Annotated in this window: 12 protein-coding genes and 1 pseudogene; 7 read left to right on the top strand and 6 right to left on the bottom strand. The window is 40.7% G+C overall.

Annotation, left to right across the window (positions count from 1 at the left end; all coding sequences use genetic code 11):
- Positions 1-357: 357 nt before the first annotated feature.
- Both VB836_RS10905 and VB836_RS10900 read left to right on the top strand, forming a co-directional pair.
- Entirely contained in the window at positions 358-1,599 is a 1,242-nt protein-coding gene (locus tag VB836_RS10905; RefSeq protein ID WP_323219370.1) for a class I SAM-dependent methyltransferase, read from the top strand.
- Positions 1,600-1,716: 117 nt separating this feature from the next.
- Complete coding sequence (locus VB836_RS10900) at positions 1,717-2,370, top strand: GerMN domain-containing protein (protein ID WP_323219369.1); 654 nt, start codon at positions 1,717-1,719, stop codon at positions 2,368-2,370.
- Between the two features lie 172 nt (positions 2,371-2,542).
- Here VB836_RS10900 and VB836_RS10895 read toward each other — a convergent pair whose 3' ends face one another.
- The 4 genes from VB836_RS10895 to efp form a co-directional block, all read right to left on the bottom strand.
- Positions 2,543-2,884, bottom strand: a complete 342-nt coding sequence (locus VB836_RS10895; RefSeq protein WP_323219368.1) for a hypothetical protein — start codon at positions 2,882-2,884, stop codon at positions 2,543-2,545.
- 204 nt (positions 2,885-3,088) lie between these two features.
- Positions 3,089-3,337: a hypothetical protein gene (locus VB836_RS10890; RefSeq protein WP_323219367.1), complete on the bottom strand. Its 249-nt coding sequence runs from the start codon at positions 3,335-3,337 to the stop codon at positions 3,089-3,091.
- 615 nt (positions 3,338-3,952) lie between these two features.
- Complete coding sequence (accB, locus tag VB836_RS10885) at positions 3,953-4,489, bottom strand: acetyl-CoA carboxylase biotin carboxyl carrier protein (protein ID WP_046281532.1); 537 nt, start codon at positions 4,487-4,489, stop codon at positions 3,953-3,955.
- A 132-nt stretch (positions 4,490-4,621) separates the two neighbouring features.
- Positions 4,622-5,179 carry an elongation factor P gene (gene efp / locus VB836_RS10880; RefSeq protein WP_046281533.1) on the bottom strand — a complete coding sequence of 186 codons (558 nt, stop codon included), beginning with the start codon at positions 5,177-5,179 and terminating at the stop codon, positions 4,622-4,624.
- A 190-nt stretch (positions 5,180-5,369) separates the two neighbouring features.
- Here efp and VB836_RS10875 point away from each other — a divergent pair, with 190 nt between their 5' ends.
- On the top strand, positions 5,370-6,512 hold the full coding sequence (locus VB836_RS10875; RefSeq protein ID WP_323219366.1) for a peptidylprolyl isomerase: 1,143 nt from the start codon (positions 5,370-5,372) through the stop codon (positions 6,510-6,512).
- Positions 6,513-6,659: 147 nt separating this feature from the next.
- Entirely contained in the window at positions 6,660-6,977 is a 318-nt protein-coding gene (locus VB836_RS10870; protein WP_046281535.1) for a hypothetical protein, read from the top strand.
- Positions 6,978-6,991: 14 nt separating this feature from the next.
- Here the strand turns inward: VB836_RS10870 and VB836_RS10865 are convergent, their stop codons facing one another.
- Together VB836_RS10865 and VB836_RS10860 are read right to left on the bottom strand one after the other, a co-directional pair.
- Entirely contained in the window at positions 6,992-10,480 is a 3,489-nt protein-coding gene (locus tag VB836_RS10865) for a GAF domain-containing protein (protein WP_323219365.1), read from the bottom strand.
- Between the two features lie 58 nt (positions 10,481-10,538).
- Positions 10,539-12,467 carry an AAA-like domain-containing protein gene (locus VB836_RS10860; protein WP_323219364.1) on the bottom strand — a complete coding sequence of 643 codons (1,929 nt, stop codon included), beginning with the start codon at positions 12,465-12,467 and terminating at the stop codon, positions 10,539-10,541.
- A gap of 353 nt (positions 12,468-12,820) precedes the next feature.
- Between VB836_RS10860 and VB836_RS10855 the strand changes: the two genes are divergently transcribed.
- The 3 genes and pseudogenes from VB836_RS10855 to VB836_RS30495 form a co-directional block, all read left to right on the top strand.
- Positions 12,821-13,765 (top strand): Npun_R2479 family HD domain-containing metalloprotein, encoded by a 945-nt coding sequence (locus VB836_RS10855; RefSeq protein ID WP_323219363.1) that lies wholly within the window; start codon positions 12,821-12,823, stop codon positions 13,763-13,765.
- Between the two features lie 67 nt (positions 13,766-13,832).
- Entirely contained in the window at positions 13,833-14,183 is a 351-nt protein-coding gene (locus VB836_RS10850; RefSeq protein ID WP_046281538.1) for a hypothetical protein, read from the top strand.
- A 218-nt stretch (positions 14,184-14,401) separates the two neighbouring features.
- A pseudogene (locus VB836_RS30495) lies at positions 14,402-14,516 on the top strand (transposase); the annotation flags it as partial.

Raw genomic sequence — 14,516 nt, 5'->3', positions numbered from 1 at the left:
AAACCACAAACGGGTCAGGTAAGCAATGATATTTGCTAACCTTCCCCAGTTAGGATTGGAGTTCTTAGCCAAATCGTTCTTTCAGATTAAAATGTTTTGGGTTGATTACTCAGTATTTTTTTAAAAGCGTATCGAAACTTATTGTATAGATTTAGGAGGAGTTATCTGAGAAAAAAGAATAAGTTTTATTACAACGGTTGCAGACAGAGGGGATCTAGAGGACGGAGACAGCCAACAGAGCCAAGATGCTCAACATCCCTTAAACTTGGGAAAACAGCAATCTTGCTGCTACAGTTCTCTGTTGTCAACCCATTTTATGAGATCAATCTCAGCAGACAGCCACAACGAGGGTAAATTATGGAAGAGATTAGCACTGCGGTTCAACGACTTTACGATACTTACCCTTTCCCACCAGATCCCTTACTCGATGAACCCCCACCCGGATATAACTGGCGTTGGTGTTGGCAAGCGGCTTATAATTTTTGTACGGGTCGCACTCCCCCCAAAGACAAGATTCGCATTCTAGACGCAGGCTGTGGGACGGGTTCGAGTACCGAATATTTGATTCAGCTTAACCCCCAAGCTTCTGTCATTGGGATCGATCTCAGTGAAGGGGCGATCCGAGTGGCTAAGGAACGGACTCAACGCTCCGGTATCTCTACGCCGGGAACTCCGGTTCCTGAGTTTCGCTGTCTCAGTTTATATGATGTTGGTCAACTCACGGGTCAATTTGATTTAATTAACTGTGTGGGAGTGTTGCATCATTTAAGCGATCCGGTGCGTGGACTGCAAACTTTGGCGTTAAAATTGGCTCCCGGTGGCTTAATGCACATTTTTGTCTATGCTGAGTTGGGACGCTGGGAAATTCGTCTGATGCAGCAAGCGATCGCCCTGATCCAAGGTGAACGTCGGAACAACTACCCAGAAGGGGTTAAAATCGGTCGTGAGATTTTTGAAGCTCTCCCCCAAGATAACCGTTTAGTTCAGTATGAAGCTCAACGTTGGGCGTTAGAAAATCAACGGGATGAATGTTTTGCGGATATGTACGTCCATCCCCAAGAAATTGACTACAATATTGAGACGTTGTTTGAATTAATTGATGCTTCAGGTTTAGAATTTGTCGGGTTTTCTAATCGCGGTTATTGGCAGATTGAGCGTTTATTGGGAAAATCGCCCGAATTAATAGAACGAGTCAAAGGACTTAGCGATCGCGAACGTTACCGTTTAATTGAATTGCTTGATCCGCAAATTACTCATTATGAATTCTTCCTCGCTCGTCCTCCCCTAGCTCGTTCTAACTGGTCAAATGATCAGATTTTACTCGCCGCAATTCCTCAATTGAGTCCCTGTCTTAATGGCTGGCCGAATCAAACTTTATTTGATTACGACTACCAACTGGTAAAGTTATCTGAGGAGGAGTTTGAGTTTATGCAAGCCTGTGAGGTGAATACCGATTTAATGCAGTCGGAACAATCCCAAACCTCCGAGCGTCCTCAAAAAACGGTTAAAGAGATTTTGTCTGAAGTCAAACTTGACTTGGAAGGGGTACGTTCACTGCGATCGCGACAGCTTATTTTGTTGACTCCGAACCCGTCTTAATTCGCCTTCTCAACTCAAGTTCTTGATAAAAATGTCGGAACCCGTCGGGTAACAGGCTGTAGATATTTTTAGGATTGTTGCCCGAAAACGAGGGCTTATTTTAATCAGAAAATAGCGATGAGAGATCCGATGCAAGAGAATACTAAACCTGTTGGTATGATCGCTGCGATCGCCGCATTATTGATCGCAGTCGGGGGAGGAATAACCTGGTGGACGCTGAGTACCCGTCAAACCGAACAACCGGATGTGGTTTCACCCGTTCCCTCTCCCATTCCGGGGGAAACATCACAACCTTCCCCCCTACCGCCACCAAGCGCCGAACAACCGGGAACTGTTGAAAAAACCGTTGAAATTTACCGAGTTCAAGATCAAAATGGTCAAATTGAGTGGGTGGCTACGCCTGTTACCGTTGAGGTGAGCGAAGACGATCCGGGGGTGGTTTTAGAAGCTGCGTTCCGGCGTTTATTGGCTCAACCAACGGACGAAAATCGTTTTAGTGAGATTCCCCCCCAAACCCAACTTCTAAGCGTTCAGGCTTATCCTAGTGAGGTCTATGTGAATCTTTCGCCGGAGTTCACCACAGGGGGCGGCAGTGCTTCGATGATTGGACGTTTAGGACAAGTGATTTATACTGCAAGCAGTCTCAATCCCGATGCTAAGGTGTGGATTTCTGTGGGGGGTCAACCTTTGGAAATACTCGGAGGCGAAGGTTTAGAAGTGCCACAACCTGCAACTCGCAAAAACTTTGAGGCGGAATTTCAATCGAATTAATGTTAGCTGTAGTTGCTTGCAAACAAGAACGCTCATGCTCGCAAGCAAGACAATTTCCTGCTCACATTAGTTGCAAATATAAATGGCTTTATGCTCAGATTATTTTGCAAACTGGCTCACATTTAACTAATAAGAGTTGTGGGTGTGTATTCCACGAAATCCACATTTGGGATCATGTATGACCGCCAACTTGTAGAATAGTAACTATTTCGTTTTCGTCATCAACCAAAAATGTAGCCCGCTCTCGTCCACTTAATCTAATTTGAAATTGATTTCCTTTTAGTTGCTTATAGTCTGTATCTCCGGCTTCTTTAGCAGCATCTTTCGGATGCAATCCGTGGTTGTGAATTTCATCCTGAAATATATCAAACTTTGCTTGTTCTGCCTTTGTAAGTTGGCCAAATTCAGCATTTTTTTTGTTTACAGTCCAGGCAAAAGCTTTGCCAGGAAAACTCAAAAAACTAGAAGTCAAAACAAAAAACAAAACGAGAAGCAGTAAGAATTTCTTTTTCATTGACTTTTTGTGATTTTATGTACAACTTTGCACTTCACTTTTATGGCGTTTGAGTAGCAAGCGTGCAAGAAGTCACGTTAAGGACTTTACGAATTAAACCCAGGGTTAGATACAAAGCTTCACAAATACTAGAGTGTGAAACATCGTCATAGCAAAGATTTCAGCCTTAGCGGGGTTTTCTGTACAGTTGCTACTCAAACCTGTTTATTGCGTCCTTACGGTAATATCCTCAAGAGTTAAATTTTTTACAGCTAATAATACACCTCCAAAGGAGCGCTGAAATTCATTTCGCCCTGGTCTAAGGACATTAACTTCAGTGCCTGAACCACCAGCTGTCATCTCAAAATTACCATCGGCTTGAGCATCAACAATTACCTTAGTTTGTCTTCCACCACCCCAGGTTGGAATTCCATCTTGTACTTCTTCTGGTGCAAGTCTAAATGGGCCAGCCATAATTAAAAACCTCCAAATTATTATTCATTAAGTATCGGTTTAAGCGTTATAGCCAACCTAAATCATTCGTGAACAGAGATCAGCTTGAAACTCAAGCACAGCAATGATCGAATTTGAAAAATCAGATAGAATCGCTATATTTGTTGAAAAAATTATTGATACAGCATAACAATTTTAAACTGAAACAATCTCTATCTTTAGATACATACTTTTGTTTGAATCCTTCCCGTAAAAGTCTGACTTAAGGAAGAAACAACTGGTTTGCCATCTGTCTTAAGCTCGACAGGAGTTTGAAAATAGTTGAGATAGCCTTTGTGCGTAGTAGGTTACAGCCTATTTGCACTTAATGTGAGCATTAAATCTTGTTTGTGAGCAATTTGCAATAATGTGAGCCAGTTTGCAAAATAATCTGAGCATAAAGCCATTTATATTTGCAACTAATGTGAGCAGGAAATTGTCTTGTTTGCGAGCATGAGCGTTCTTGTTTGCAACCAACTACAAGTAAGCAGTGACCTGTTTTTTCAGTTGTCAGTTATCAGTAACTTCTGAACTCCTGAACTTCAGAACTTCTGACTGCCTTTTGCAAGATTGCCTTTTGCAAGATTGCATGATTGCCTATTCTGGGTTAATTCGCATTAAAACTTGACCGTATTCGACGGGCGAACCATTTTCGACTAAAATTTCAACAATCTGACCCGAGAATTCCGATTCAATTTCATTCATTAATTTCATTGCTTCAATAATACAAACCACCTGTCCGACTGTGACGCGATCGCTTTTTTCGACAAAAGGCGGCTCATCAGGAGCAGGAGAACGGTAGAACGTTCCCACCATTGGAGAAGTCACCTCAACCCATTTAGAATCAGTTGCAAGTGTAGTTGAGCTAACCGATGAAGTTGTACTACTACCCGATGGGGTGACTTTTTCAGTGACAGAACTTCCTGATGGTGAAACAACAGGAGACGATGCCAACTCGGAACTGCGAACTCCACCAGTTAGCATAGAACCCATAGGTGACAATGAGCGATCACTGTTGAGAAGTTCCTTACGAACCGTCAGTTCAAAATCGGCACTCTTGAGTGTGAGTTCAGAGATATTCGTTTTGTCAATGTCAGCCAACAGTTCACGGAGCTGGTTGAGATCAAGTTGCACAGTTGGTATGTCTCCCTGCGATTGATATTGGATATTAGAGATTGAATTGAGCCTGTTTCCCCTGATATTGATTAGTGTGAACCAACTGGGATTCAAGTCGGAATCAGACAACCTGCTGAGAAGATTGCCGATCTACTCCCGGCCCAAGTATGTATCGTTGCGAGTATCGATCTTAATACGTTCTCCGATGGAAATGAACAGTGGCACCATTACGGTTGCTCCGGTTTCTACAATGGCAGGTTTTGTGCCTCCAGTGGCTGTATCCCCTTTAACACCGGGATCGGTTTCAGTGATCTCTAAGACAACGGAGTTAGGCAGTTCCACTTCTAATACTTGCTCACCCCAGCGCACGACACTGACTTCCATCCCTTCTTTGAGGTATTTAACGCCACTCCCAATTTGATCAGGGTTTAGACGAGCTTCTTCGTAACTCTGCATATCCATAAAGACGAATTGCTCGCCTTCTTTGTAAGTATGCTGCATGACGCTCTTTTCCAAGTTGGCTTGAGGGACTGTCTCACCAGCCCGGAAGGTGCGCTCTAGTTTGTTACCTGTTTGCACATTTTTTAGGGTTGTCCGAACGAATGCAGAACCTTTTCCGGGTTTGACGTGGAGGAATTCTACCACCCGCCAAACTCCCCCGTCTAATTCTATCGTGACACCTGGACGAAAATCGTTACTGGAAATCATGGAGTTTCTTTTGGTGCAGAAACAATCGGCATTTTATTTTACCTCTCAACGGGCGCTCATCTGTAGTGTTGTGGTTGAGTTCTTAATATTCACATCAGAAATTGAACGAAGAATCCTCGTCGCTTGATTCGTGAGGAGTGTCAAAGGTCTCTACAGTAGTAATATGAGAAAGTGAATCAATCGGAGACTTATGCTGCATTGGCCTGATTCTATGATAGAGACTTGCAAGCGTTGGCTGAGAACGGGAGTTGTCCTGGTGCTATTGTGTTCACTCTCTATCGGTTTGAGTGGTGCTTGGTGGGATGGCAACAGTAGTCAACCCAAACGGGAGAGTGTTTTACCCGCAGGAAATGCGATCACGGATGGCAAAGCGTTATTACGTTATGCCCTGCCTATTGATAACGAACCTGTGCGGAAGATGCAACGGAGTCTAGAAGAAATTGCCACGCGCATTCGGGGTAAGCGCTGGAGTCCGATTAGCGGCGATATTGCGATCGCCTCGCGGGTTCTGACTACCCAAGAATCTCAATTGTTGGCAAGTATTCCCGAAGGTCAACAACCCGAAGCTGAAGCTATCATTAGTCAACTGCAAGGGGGAATGGATATTTTACGGGAAGCGTTGGAACTCAAAGATGGGGAAAAAATCCTCGAAACCCGAGCCAAACTCCTCGAACAAATCAGTCAACTCGAAGAGTTAATGGTGCAAGAGTTTCCCTACGAAATTCCCTCAGAATATAGCAATTTACCTCAACTCAAAGGGCGAGCTACCGTTGAGTTCAAAACCACTAGAGGCGATATTACCATTGTTGCTGATGGCTATAGCGCACCGATTACAGCCGGGAATTTTGTGGATTTGGTTGAGCGGGGATTTTATAATGATTTAAAATTTGTGCGTGCTGAAGAATCCTATTTCCTACAAGTCGGTGATCCACCCGGAAAAGAAGAGGGATTTGTTGATCCTAAAACGGGTAAAGAGCGCAATATTCCCTTAGAAATTTTAGTGCAAGGGGAAACAGAACCCCTATATGGTTTCACATTAGAAGAAATGGGTCGTTATCGAGATCAACCCGTTTTACCTTTTTCGGCTTACGGAACTGTGGCTTTAGCCCGTCCTGAACCTTTACCGAATGGCGGTTCTTCTCAGATTTTCTTTTTCTTGTTTGAACCTGAACTGACTCCGGCTGGATTAAATATATTAGATGGTCGCTTTGCTGCGTTTGGGTATGTGACTCAGGGCAAAGATGTTTTAGAGAATATTCAGCAAGGAGATGTGATTCAGTCTGCTAAAGTCATTAAAGGGGCAGAACATTTAATTGTTCCTCAAGGGGCTTAAGCTCAAAAATTTAAACCCCATCAAACAAAATCAAAGTGCTAATGGCTAATGCCAATTTTGCCTGGAATTAGCCGTTAGCCGTGATAAAAATATAAAAAAATTAAGAGCGGTTAACTGTTAGTTGAAAGTTTATCTAATTGTAAAATTATGGCTTTTATCGAATTATTTTTTGTTGGAGGATTAGGAGTTCTAATCGGTTTACTGATTGTTCAAGTGGGTGGAAATCAAGAAGCAAAGCGCCGACTTGACAACAGCTTCTACCAATTATTAGAAGCCCAAGATAGCCGCATTTCACTGATTCAACTGGCGGCGATCGCTCAAGTCAGTCCTGAAGTTGCTCAAGAATATCTCGAACGACAAGCAAAAGTATTTTCGGCTTTACCGGATTTTGATGAAGAAGGGAATACATTCTATCAATTTCCCAGGTTGAATTTACCGAAAAAACTCAATCAGCAAGAATGGTAAACTGTGTAAAATCCCTACCGTTCTGACTGAAATTTTAAGGTTTCTTCCTGTTGTTTCAAGGCTGCCAATAATTCGGCATTTTGTAAAATCACACCGACTTGATTATTGAAAATCTGCATATATTTTTGGTCACTTGTGGTAAAGCTTGTTTGAAATAAATCGGGGACGGGATCATGATATTTTAAGCAAACACTCATTTCATCACTGTATTTCTTTTTATTAATCAATTGCGTGACTCCAATTAAATCCCCATCCGGATTAAAAACAGGCATACAGAGTAAACTACAAGTCCGATATCCTGTTTTTTCGTCGGTGTTCTTCGCGGTTTCTGAGTCTGGATATTCATACAAATCAAAGGGAATATTTAACGGAACTCCCATTTGAGCGACTTTTCCGGCATAACCTTGTCCAATTTTAATCCGAAGTTCTCGTTCTGAACCATCATCAAAGGTGACTTTTGTCCACAATTCATCGGGTTGATTACGGTCGAGTAACCATAATGTACTACGGTCTGCATTCATTAAGTTTTTAGCCGCATCCATGACCCGTTTGATAATTTCATCTATTTCTAAGCTACTCCCTTGAATTGAACGGGTTGCTGCCATTAATGCTGCTGCAACTCGTCGTCCTTGAGCGGTTTTATGGAAAGAACAAAAGCTTTCTAAAATCATGCGAATTAAAGCCGCATTTTCCGCAAATTCTTGTTTATCTTCTTCTGTAAAACCCTGACAATCTATTTTATAAAAAAGACTATCTGTTTTGCGAGAATCGGGCTTTAATTTATTAATCGCTTGCACAACCGCCACGAGTTCACAAAACTCATTTAATAACGGAATTGCTAACATTGAGTAAGTGCGATATCCATTTTTTTGATCCTGTTCTTTGGCGGTTTCTGAACGCGGATCATCATAAAAATCATAGGGAATATTAATTGCTTTTTTCGTCGCAGCGACTTCTCCCACTATTCCTTTATTTGCTGGAACTCGAATTTCTAAAGAGCGATTTTCCTCACTTTCGGCTACAATAGACCAGAATTCATTTTGCTCCTCATCTAACAAAAAGATAGTCGTGCGGTCTGCATTTAAAGACTTACCTGTTTTCAGGGTAATTGACCGTAATGTTGCGTCTAAAATCTCATCAAATCCCTGACCATCCATGACTTGATTGAGCATGGCTAGGGTCTTACTGACGATGCTTTGAGGACTATTTTCTGCCCGTTGTTTCATTTCTTCAAATTGTCGGACATTTTGCAACGCTACGCCCACTTGAGAGTTGAAAATTTGCATATATTTTTGACTATTTACATCAAAACTTGCCTCAAAACATTCTGGGGCTTCTGGCCAAGTATTGGGGTCATATTCGGGATATTCACCGGGTTTGCGGCGATTAATTAATTGAGTGATTCCTAACAATTCTCCATCGGGACTATGAACAGGCATACAGAGTAAACTACAGGTGCGATATCCGGTTTTTTCATCGGTTTTTCTGGCGGTTTCTGAGTCGGGATGATTGTACAGATCAAAGGGAATATTCAGGGGTTTTCCGGTTTGGGCAACTTGTCCAGCAAAACCCTGTCCGATGTGAATTCGTATTTCTTTGACTGAACCATCTTCAAAGGGAATTTTTGTCCAGAGTTCATCGGTTTCTGCATCGAATAACCAGAGGGTACTCCGGTCAGCATTCATCAGTTTTTTGGCTGCATCCATGACCCGTTGAATGATTTCTTCTGCATCTAAACTACTGTAAGAAACGGAACGAGTGGCTTCTGAGAGAGCTTCTGAGACTTGTATTTTTTGCGTTAGTTTATAACTATCGTAGCAACTTTCGAGAATGCGTTGTAGAGACGGAGCATATTTAGAAAACTGTTGTTTATCTGTGTCTGTAAATCCGAGTGAATCGATTTGTTCACTCAAAGGTAAATTGGAATGATTAGGCAGTTTTAACTTGTTATTTAGCTGTACAAATGCACAAAGGGTTTTGGATTCATTTAATAAAGGGACGGTGAGTTGATGATAGATTTTATAGCTTGTCCATTGATTTTGCTCTTGAGCGATCGCAGAATACCAATTTTCTGAAAAGTCTAGGAGAGGATTGAGCGGTTTTCTAAAGATTGTGACTCGTCCTGTGGCTTGATTGTTGGCAATAATTTGTAGTTTTGTAGATTGACCTCCTGTTGTTTTTGCGTTCATAATCCAAATTTCGTTTTTCTCGCGATCTACTAAATAAATCGCGATCCGATCAACGCTCATTAGTTCAATTAATTTCAAGACAATTGAACCCAGAATTTCGCTGAGAATGTCATCAAATCCTTTATCTTCCATCTTTTTCAACAAGAACAGTAATTTTTTCTCTTGCTGAGTAATAATTTGATGAAAGTCAGGTTGCTGTAAACTAATGGATTTACCAACCCATTTTAAGTTAAAAACGGCTGCATAGATCGGATTATAAACTTGAAGTTTATTGTCGGTTTGAACGACTAATCCAGAAAGTCTCAGATCCATTTGTTCCAAACTAGAATCTGATAAAACTGTTTCATGTTGCAAAATTTTTTGATAGAGTTTTAGACGAATCATATTTTTTTCATCGGCTCTGAGGAGACGATCTCGAATGGTTTTTAGGTGAGGTGGTTCGTCTAAGGCTTCCCAATTATGAATCAGTTTTTTGTGAACTAAGTCAGTAATCCATTGCTCAATATTTTCAGGTTGTATCTTGATAGTTTTGCTAGTTTCTTCAAAATTTTTGTGGATATAATTACATATTTTTTGAGTTAAAAAAGGTTGCCCGCCTGTCCAATAAAGAATTGATTTCATTACTTCTTCAGGAAAGCTTATTTTATCTATCAATCCTTGAATTAAGGGTTGTACTTCACTGTATTGAAATCCATGTAATTCAATGGCTTGACCGACATTAAACGGCGTACAAGTTTTATCTTGAATCAAATCTGAAGGTGTGGCAACTCCCAGCAACGCAAAGGCGATTGAGCGATAGCTATCACAGTTACGGATGAAGGCAAAAAAATCATCAGCACAAAAATTCAAACTCAAAATACTGTCAATTTCATCAATAAAAATGACAATTTTCTGTTGAACAGATTCGAGTAAAATATCTTCAATAAACTCATTTAAACGATGTAAAGGGGGAAGATATTGACGATCTTCTAGCCAAGGTTGTAATTGAATCGAAAGCTTAAAACTCCTGACAAGCTGTCGCATGATTCCAGCATACCATTGATCTGGGGTAATATCTTGAGAGCCAATTTTAGTCAGATCAATAGCAGCACAAGCAAATCCTTCTGCTTGTAAACGGTGCATTGTTCGCACTCTTAAACTGGTTTTTCCCATTTGTCGAGAATTTAACACATAACAAAACTCACCCGCTTTTAAGGCTTTATAAAGTTCTCGATCTGCTTGTCGCACGACATAGGTCGGAGCATCAAAGGGTAAATGTCCTCCTACTTTATAGCTATAAGTTAAGTTCATGGGTTGGGGAAGTGTAGATGACATATAAAATCAGAAAGTAGAGAATAAATTAGGATGGAGTAAAGTGTTGAAAACCGTTTTTTTATAAAAAATCTACTGTTTCTGAGGTTAAACGATGAGAAAAATACTGGCGATATAGATCAAATCGTGGTGTGACTCTATCCCCTTGTAAATTAACTAATCCCATACTATGCAATTTGAAGGCAAGAACTGATTTTAACTCGACCAATTCGTTAACTGCCACAACTCGAGTTAAGGCTTGTAATAGTTCAGGATGTTGCTGTAAATTCCACCAATGTCGGCGTAAATGATCGCCATAAATTCCGGCTTCTGTTGAGGCGGTTTCGGCTAGGTTTTCTAGGGTTAAATGTTCTCGAACAATATGATACATTGCGACTCTCACTAAGTAAGGATGACCCCCAACTATTTTCATCAATGTTTGGATCTGTTCTTCTTGCCAATTCAGTCCATGTCGATGGGCTAAATCTGCGACTTGTTCAGGGGAAAATTCGGAGAGTTCAATGGGTAATCCCACGTTAAACGGTGATTGATTAATATCTAGAGGAATATAAACTTCTGTAGAATGAACAATCACTAAACGGAGTTTTTCCCACAGGTTACTGTCTCCGCTTCCATAACCCGCTTCTTCATACCACGCTCTCAATAAACTAAAAAAGTCATCGGCGATATGAGGATGTTGAAAAACTCGATCAACTTCATCTAAACCAAGGACAAGCGGTGTTTCCATTTCCGGTAAAATACAATCTTCAAAAAAAGCTGTACAGTTATCTTTACTCCCAAACATATCCGCCCAATAATCATCAACTTTATAGGGTAAACGTAACTTGCGTGCAATCCGAATACAAAACCAGCGCAACAATTGATTTAAGTTCGTAAAAACGCTTCCATCTGCGTGTTGAAAACTCAGAGGGACTGTATTCAATCCTTGCTCTTTGGCTTGATATAATATTCTTGCCATTAAAGATGTTTTGCCCATTTGTCGAGGCGCTTTAATTCTAATTAATGCACCGGGAGAATTAATTTCCTGATAACATTGTTGTTCATAGGGATCTCTTTTAATGTAAAATGCTGAAGCTAAACGGACTTGACCTTGGGGAAGTTCAGGTTCAGCAACAGGTAAAGGTGAGGGAATTTCTGCTATTGATTTTGATTCATCGGGAAGAAGATATGAATCTAAAGTTTTGCTGGAAATTTGACTAATTTCTTGCTCCCATTCTTCAATTCCTACGGTTTTCCATTCTTCCCAAGTGGGCAGAGAAAATTCGCGGTTTTCCCAATGAATATTCTGGGATAAAAACATTCTAATTTCTTGAATAATCACGGCAGTATCGACGGCTGATTTCCATTCTCGCTGACAGGTTCCTAATAGATAGCTTCGCAAGTCATGGTTAAACAGTAAGCAAGCCGGACAATTAACGCGAATCGGTAAAATAATGGGTGTGTGACTGTTCCGAATCTCTCGCAGTTCTTTGATTTGTTTCAGTTGTTCTAAGACAATTTCACTGACGGTTGCCTGGGGAGATAACAAAAGTAAAAAATAGTCACAAAGTTTCAGTTGACTATCAATTTTCGAGAACCAATCTGTTGTTTTTTTTGATAAATTAAAATCATGAATTTCGACTGGAGTGATAAAAACTTGATGTCCATCTGCGGCAATAGCTTTTTCAAATTGAGCGGCTAATCTTGCATCAGGTTCCTGATTTTGGTAACTAATTAACACGGTTTGATAAGACTGATTTTTGATTTTTCTTTGAATGGCTCCCTTAAAACTTTTTTTGCTCACTTTTTCATTTAAAACCTCAGAAATTTTTTGCCATAATTGGTAGCCTACTAATTTTTCAATATATTCAGGACTAAGCGGATGAATCTCTTTATAGGTTTTATCTTGCCAAGATCCAATAAAAACGTCTCGTTCTAAATCATTAAGATGCTTGCCAAACTTAGCAAAGATTAGATCATCAATATAGTCTAGTGCTTCTTGAGCGTCCATGAGTATTCCAATTTTGCGAACGGGAATTTCAAACCTAAAGTATACTGAGTTTACCCAGATAAACGATTGATATGAATTTTTGCTTTTAATTTTAGAGGAAAATCAAACTCGGGTTGTGATAGAAGTCACAGTTTGAAAAAGAGATGAGGGTTTATGAGGTTTTATGAGGTTTTAAAAAACGCTCAATTCCCCCCTAATTTTTTGGCAAAATGCGGAAGAAAAACGAATCTCTATAACTTATGAGTTTTTTTGGTTTTCATTAGAACTAAAGTTTAATAAACTGTAAATAGATGAAAAAACCCTGATCCCATTAACCCCGTATCTTTTAGCCTCGTCAAGTAGGAGTGTCTTTCATGTCTCATCCTTGTACATCAGCCCTCGTTCAAACCTGTAACAAGCAACTGCAAAAAGCCTATACTGACCTTTACGGTTGCTTTGAGTCTGAGTCTATTGATAAAATTTGCTCGGTTGCTGATATTGTGTTGGCAAAAATTGCCTCGACTGATGCACCCTATCACGATCTCGAACACAGTATCTTAGTGACTTTAACGGGACTAGAAATCCTTCGAGGCAAACATTTGAGCGAAGGTAACGTTTCCCGCAAAGATTGGTTGAACACAATAGTTTCCCTATTATGTCACGATATTGGTTATCGTAAGGGAATTTGTCGTGCTGATCGCATTCAACAACAGCGCTATGCGATCGCCTCTAGTCAGGAAACCATTTATTTATCTCCTAAAACGACTGATGCGAGTCTAGCTCCCTATCATGTTGATCGCGGTAAATTGTTTGTAGCGGAAAATTTTAGCCACTGTAACTGGCTCGATATTGACACTGTTCAGGATAATATTGAACTCACCCGTTTTCCGGTTCCCCAAGCGGCAAAATATCAAGATACCGTTAATTATCCGGGTTTAGTTCGAGCGGCTGATTTAATTGGTCAGTTAGCTGATCCTGATTATCTTGTTAAGATGACAAGGCTGTTTCGGGAGTTTGAAGAAATTGGCACTCATCAATATTTAGGTTATCGGAACCCCCAAGATTTACGCAGAGCCTACCCCAACTTTTTTCATAATGTTGTGTTTTCTTATATTCAAGATGCACTGCATTATTTGAATTGTACCTATCATGGACAAAGAATAATTAAAGCTCTCTATCAGAATGTAACAACGGTAGAGAATGAGGGGGTTGAGCAACAGGAGTCCAAATTCACAATTGAAAATTCACAATTGAGAATGCCGCCAACAGGTGACTGGCCTACAGGCATCGCACCCAACGTTTCAAGATCGAATAACTGATCGCGATTTACCGTTGAGTGATCACTGATTTGCTGTTCAATAGAGAGTGAAACTATCGCAAAAATCTATGGCATCCTCTTCTTCTAAGACGGCTGGATTCTCTACTGGATTTATCCTTGGCGCCCTGATCACCCTTGGCTTTTTTGGGTTGGGATATTCTTTAAACTTAAGCCTTTTCTTAGGGGTAATCAGCAGTATTTGCGGTTACTGTCTGGGGAGTTGGTGGCAAATCGATAAACTTCCTAGTTCTCCCAAAAAATCCCCGCTCGAACCCCTGGGAAAAGGTTTTACAGAGATTTTGATCAAAACCAAACTGATTAAACCTGATGCTAAAACCTCTAAACGTCCGACTCGACCCCTGTCGGTTTTCGAGTGGGTGTTGAGACAACATAAAACGCCTCCCAAGTCGAGAAGATAATTTTTCTTGATGTCTTCTGTGCTGATCTACACAGGAGTAAACGACTTGTTGGTTCACAAACCCGGTTGATGCGTAACTCCGAGTACAGATGATTGTGGTTAGTTGTCTGACCGAAAAAAAGCGGGATGCAACCCCCGTCGTTTACGACGGTTAACTTACTTTCTGCATATAGCATCTATGTGGTATGATAATATTATACGCCAAGCAAGCTAGCGTCAATGATAGTCTACGAATTCAAAGCAAAAGGGAAATCACACCAATATAAAGCAATCGATGAAGTAATCCAAACATCTCAGTTTGTTCGGAACTCATGTCTGCGGTATTGGATGGATA

The organism is Limnoraphis robusta BA-68 BA1 (assembly GCF_034932365.1).
Taxonomy (GTDB): Bacteria; Cyanobacteriota; Cyanobacteriia; order Cyanobacteriales; family Microcoleaceae; genus Capilliphycus; species Capilliphycus robustus.
Note: the sequence above shows the minus strand (reverse complement) of the source record. Positions and strands in the feature narration are given on the sequence as shown.

Coding starts and splice junctions, on each gene's coding strand:
- VB836_RS10905 (WP_323219370.1), top strand. CDS start 358: ATGGAAGAGATTAGCACTGCGGTTCAACGACTTTACGATACTTACCCT.
- VB836_RS10900 (WP_323219369.1), top strand. CDS start 1,717: ATGAGAGATCCGATGCAAGAGAATACTAAACCTGTTGGTATGATCGCT.
- VB836_RS10895 (WP_323219368.1), bottom strand. CDS start 2,884: ATGAAAAAGAAATTCTTACTGCTTCTCGTTTTGTTTTTTGTTTTGACT.
- VB836_RS10890 (WP_323219367.1), bottom strand. CDS start 3,337: ATGGCTGGCCCATTTAGACTTGCACCAGAAGAAGTACAAGATGGAATT.
- efp (WP_046281533.1), bottom strand. CDS start 5,179: ATGATTTCCAGTAACGATTTTCGTCCAGGTGTCACGATAGAATTAGAC.
- VB836_RS10875 (WP_323219366.1), top strand. CDS start 5,370: ATGCTGCATTGGCCTGATTCTATGATAGAGACTTGCAAGCGTTGGCTG.
- VB836_RS10870 (WP_046281535.1), top strand. CDS start 6,660: ATGGCTTTTATCGAATTATTTTTTGTTGGAGGATTAGGAGTTCTAATC.
- VB836_RS10865 (WP_323219365.1), bottom strand. CDS start 10,480: ATGTCATCTACACTTCCCCAACCCATGAACTTAACTTATAGCTATAAA.
- VB836_RS10860 (WP_323219364.1), bottom strand. CDS start 12,467: ATGGACGCTCAAGAAGCACTAGACTATATTGATGATCTAATCTTTGCT.
- VB836_RS10855 (WP_323219363.1), top strand. CDS start 12,821: ATGTCTCATCCTTGTACATCAGCCCTCGTTCAAACCTGTAACAAGCAA.
- VB836_RS10850 (WP_046281538.1), top strand. CDS start 13,833: ATGGCATCCTCTTCTTCTAAGACGGCTGGATTCTCTACTGGATTTATC.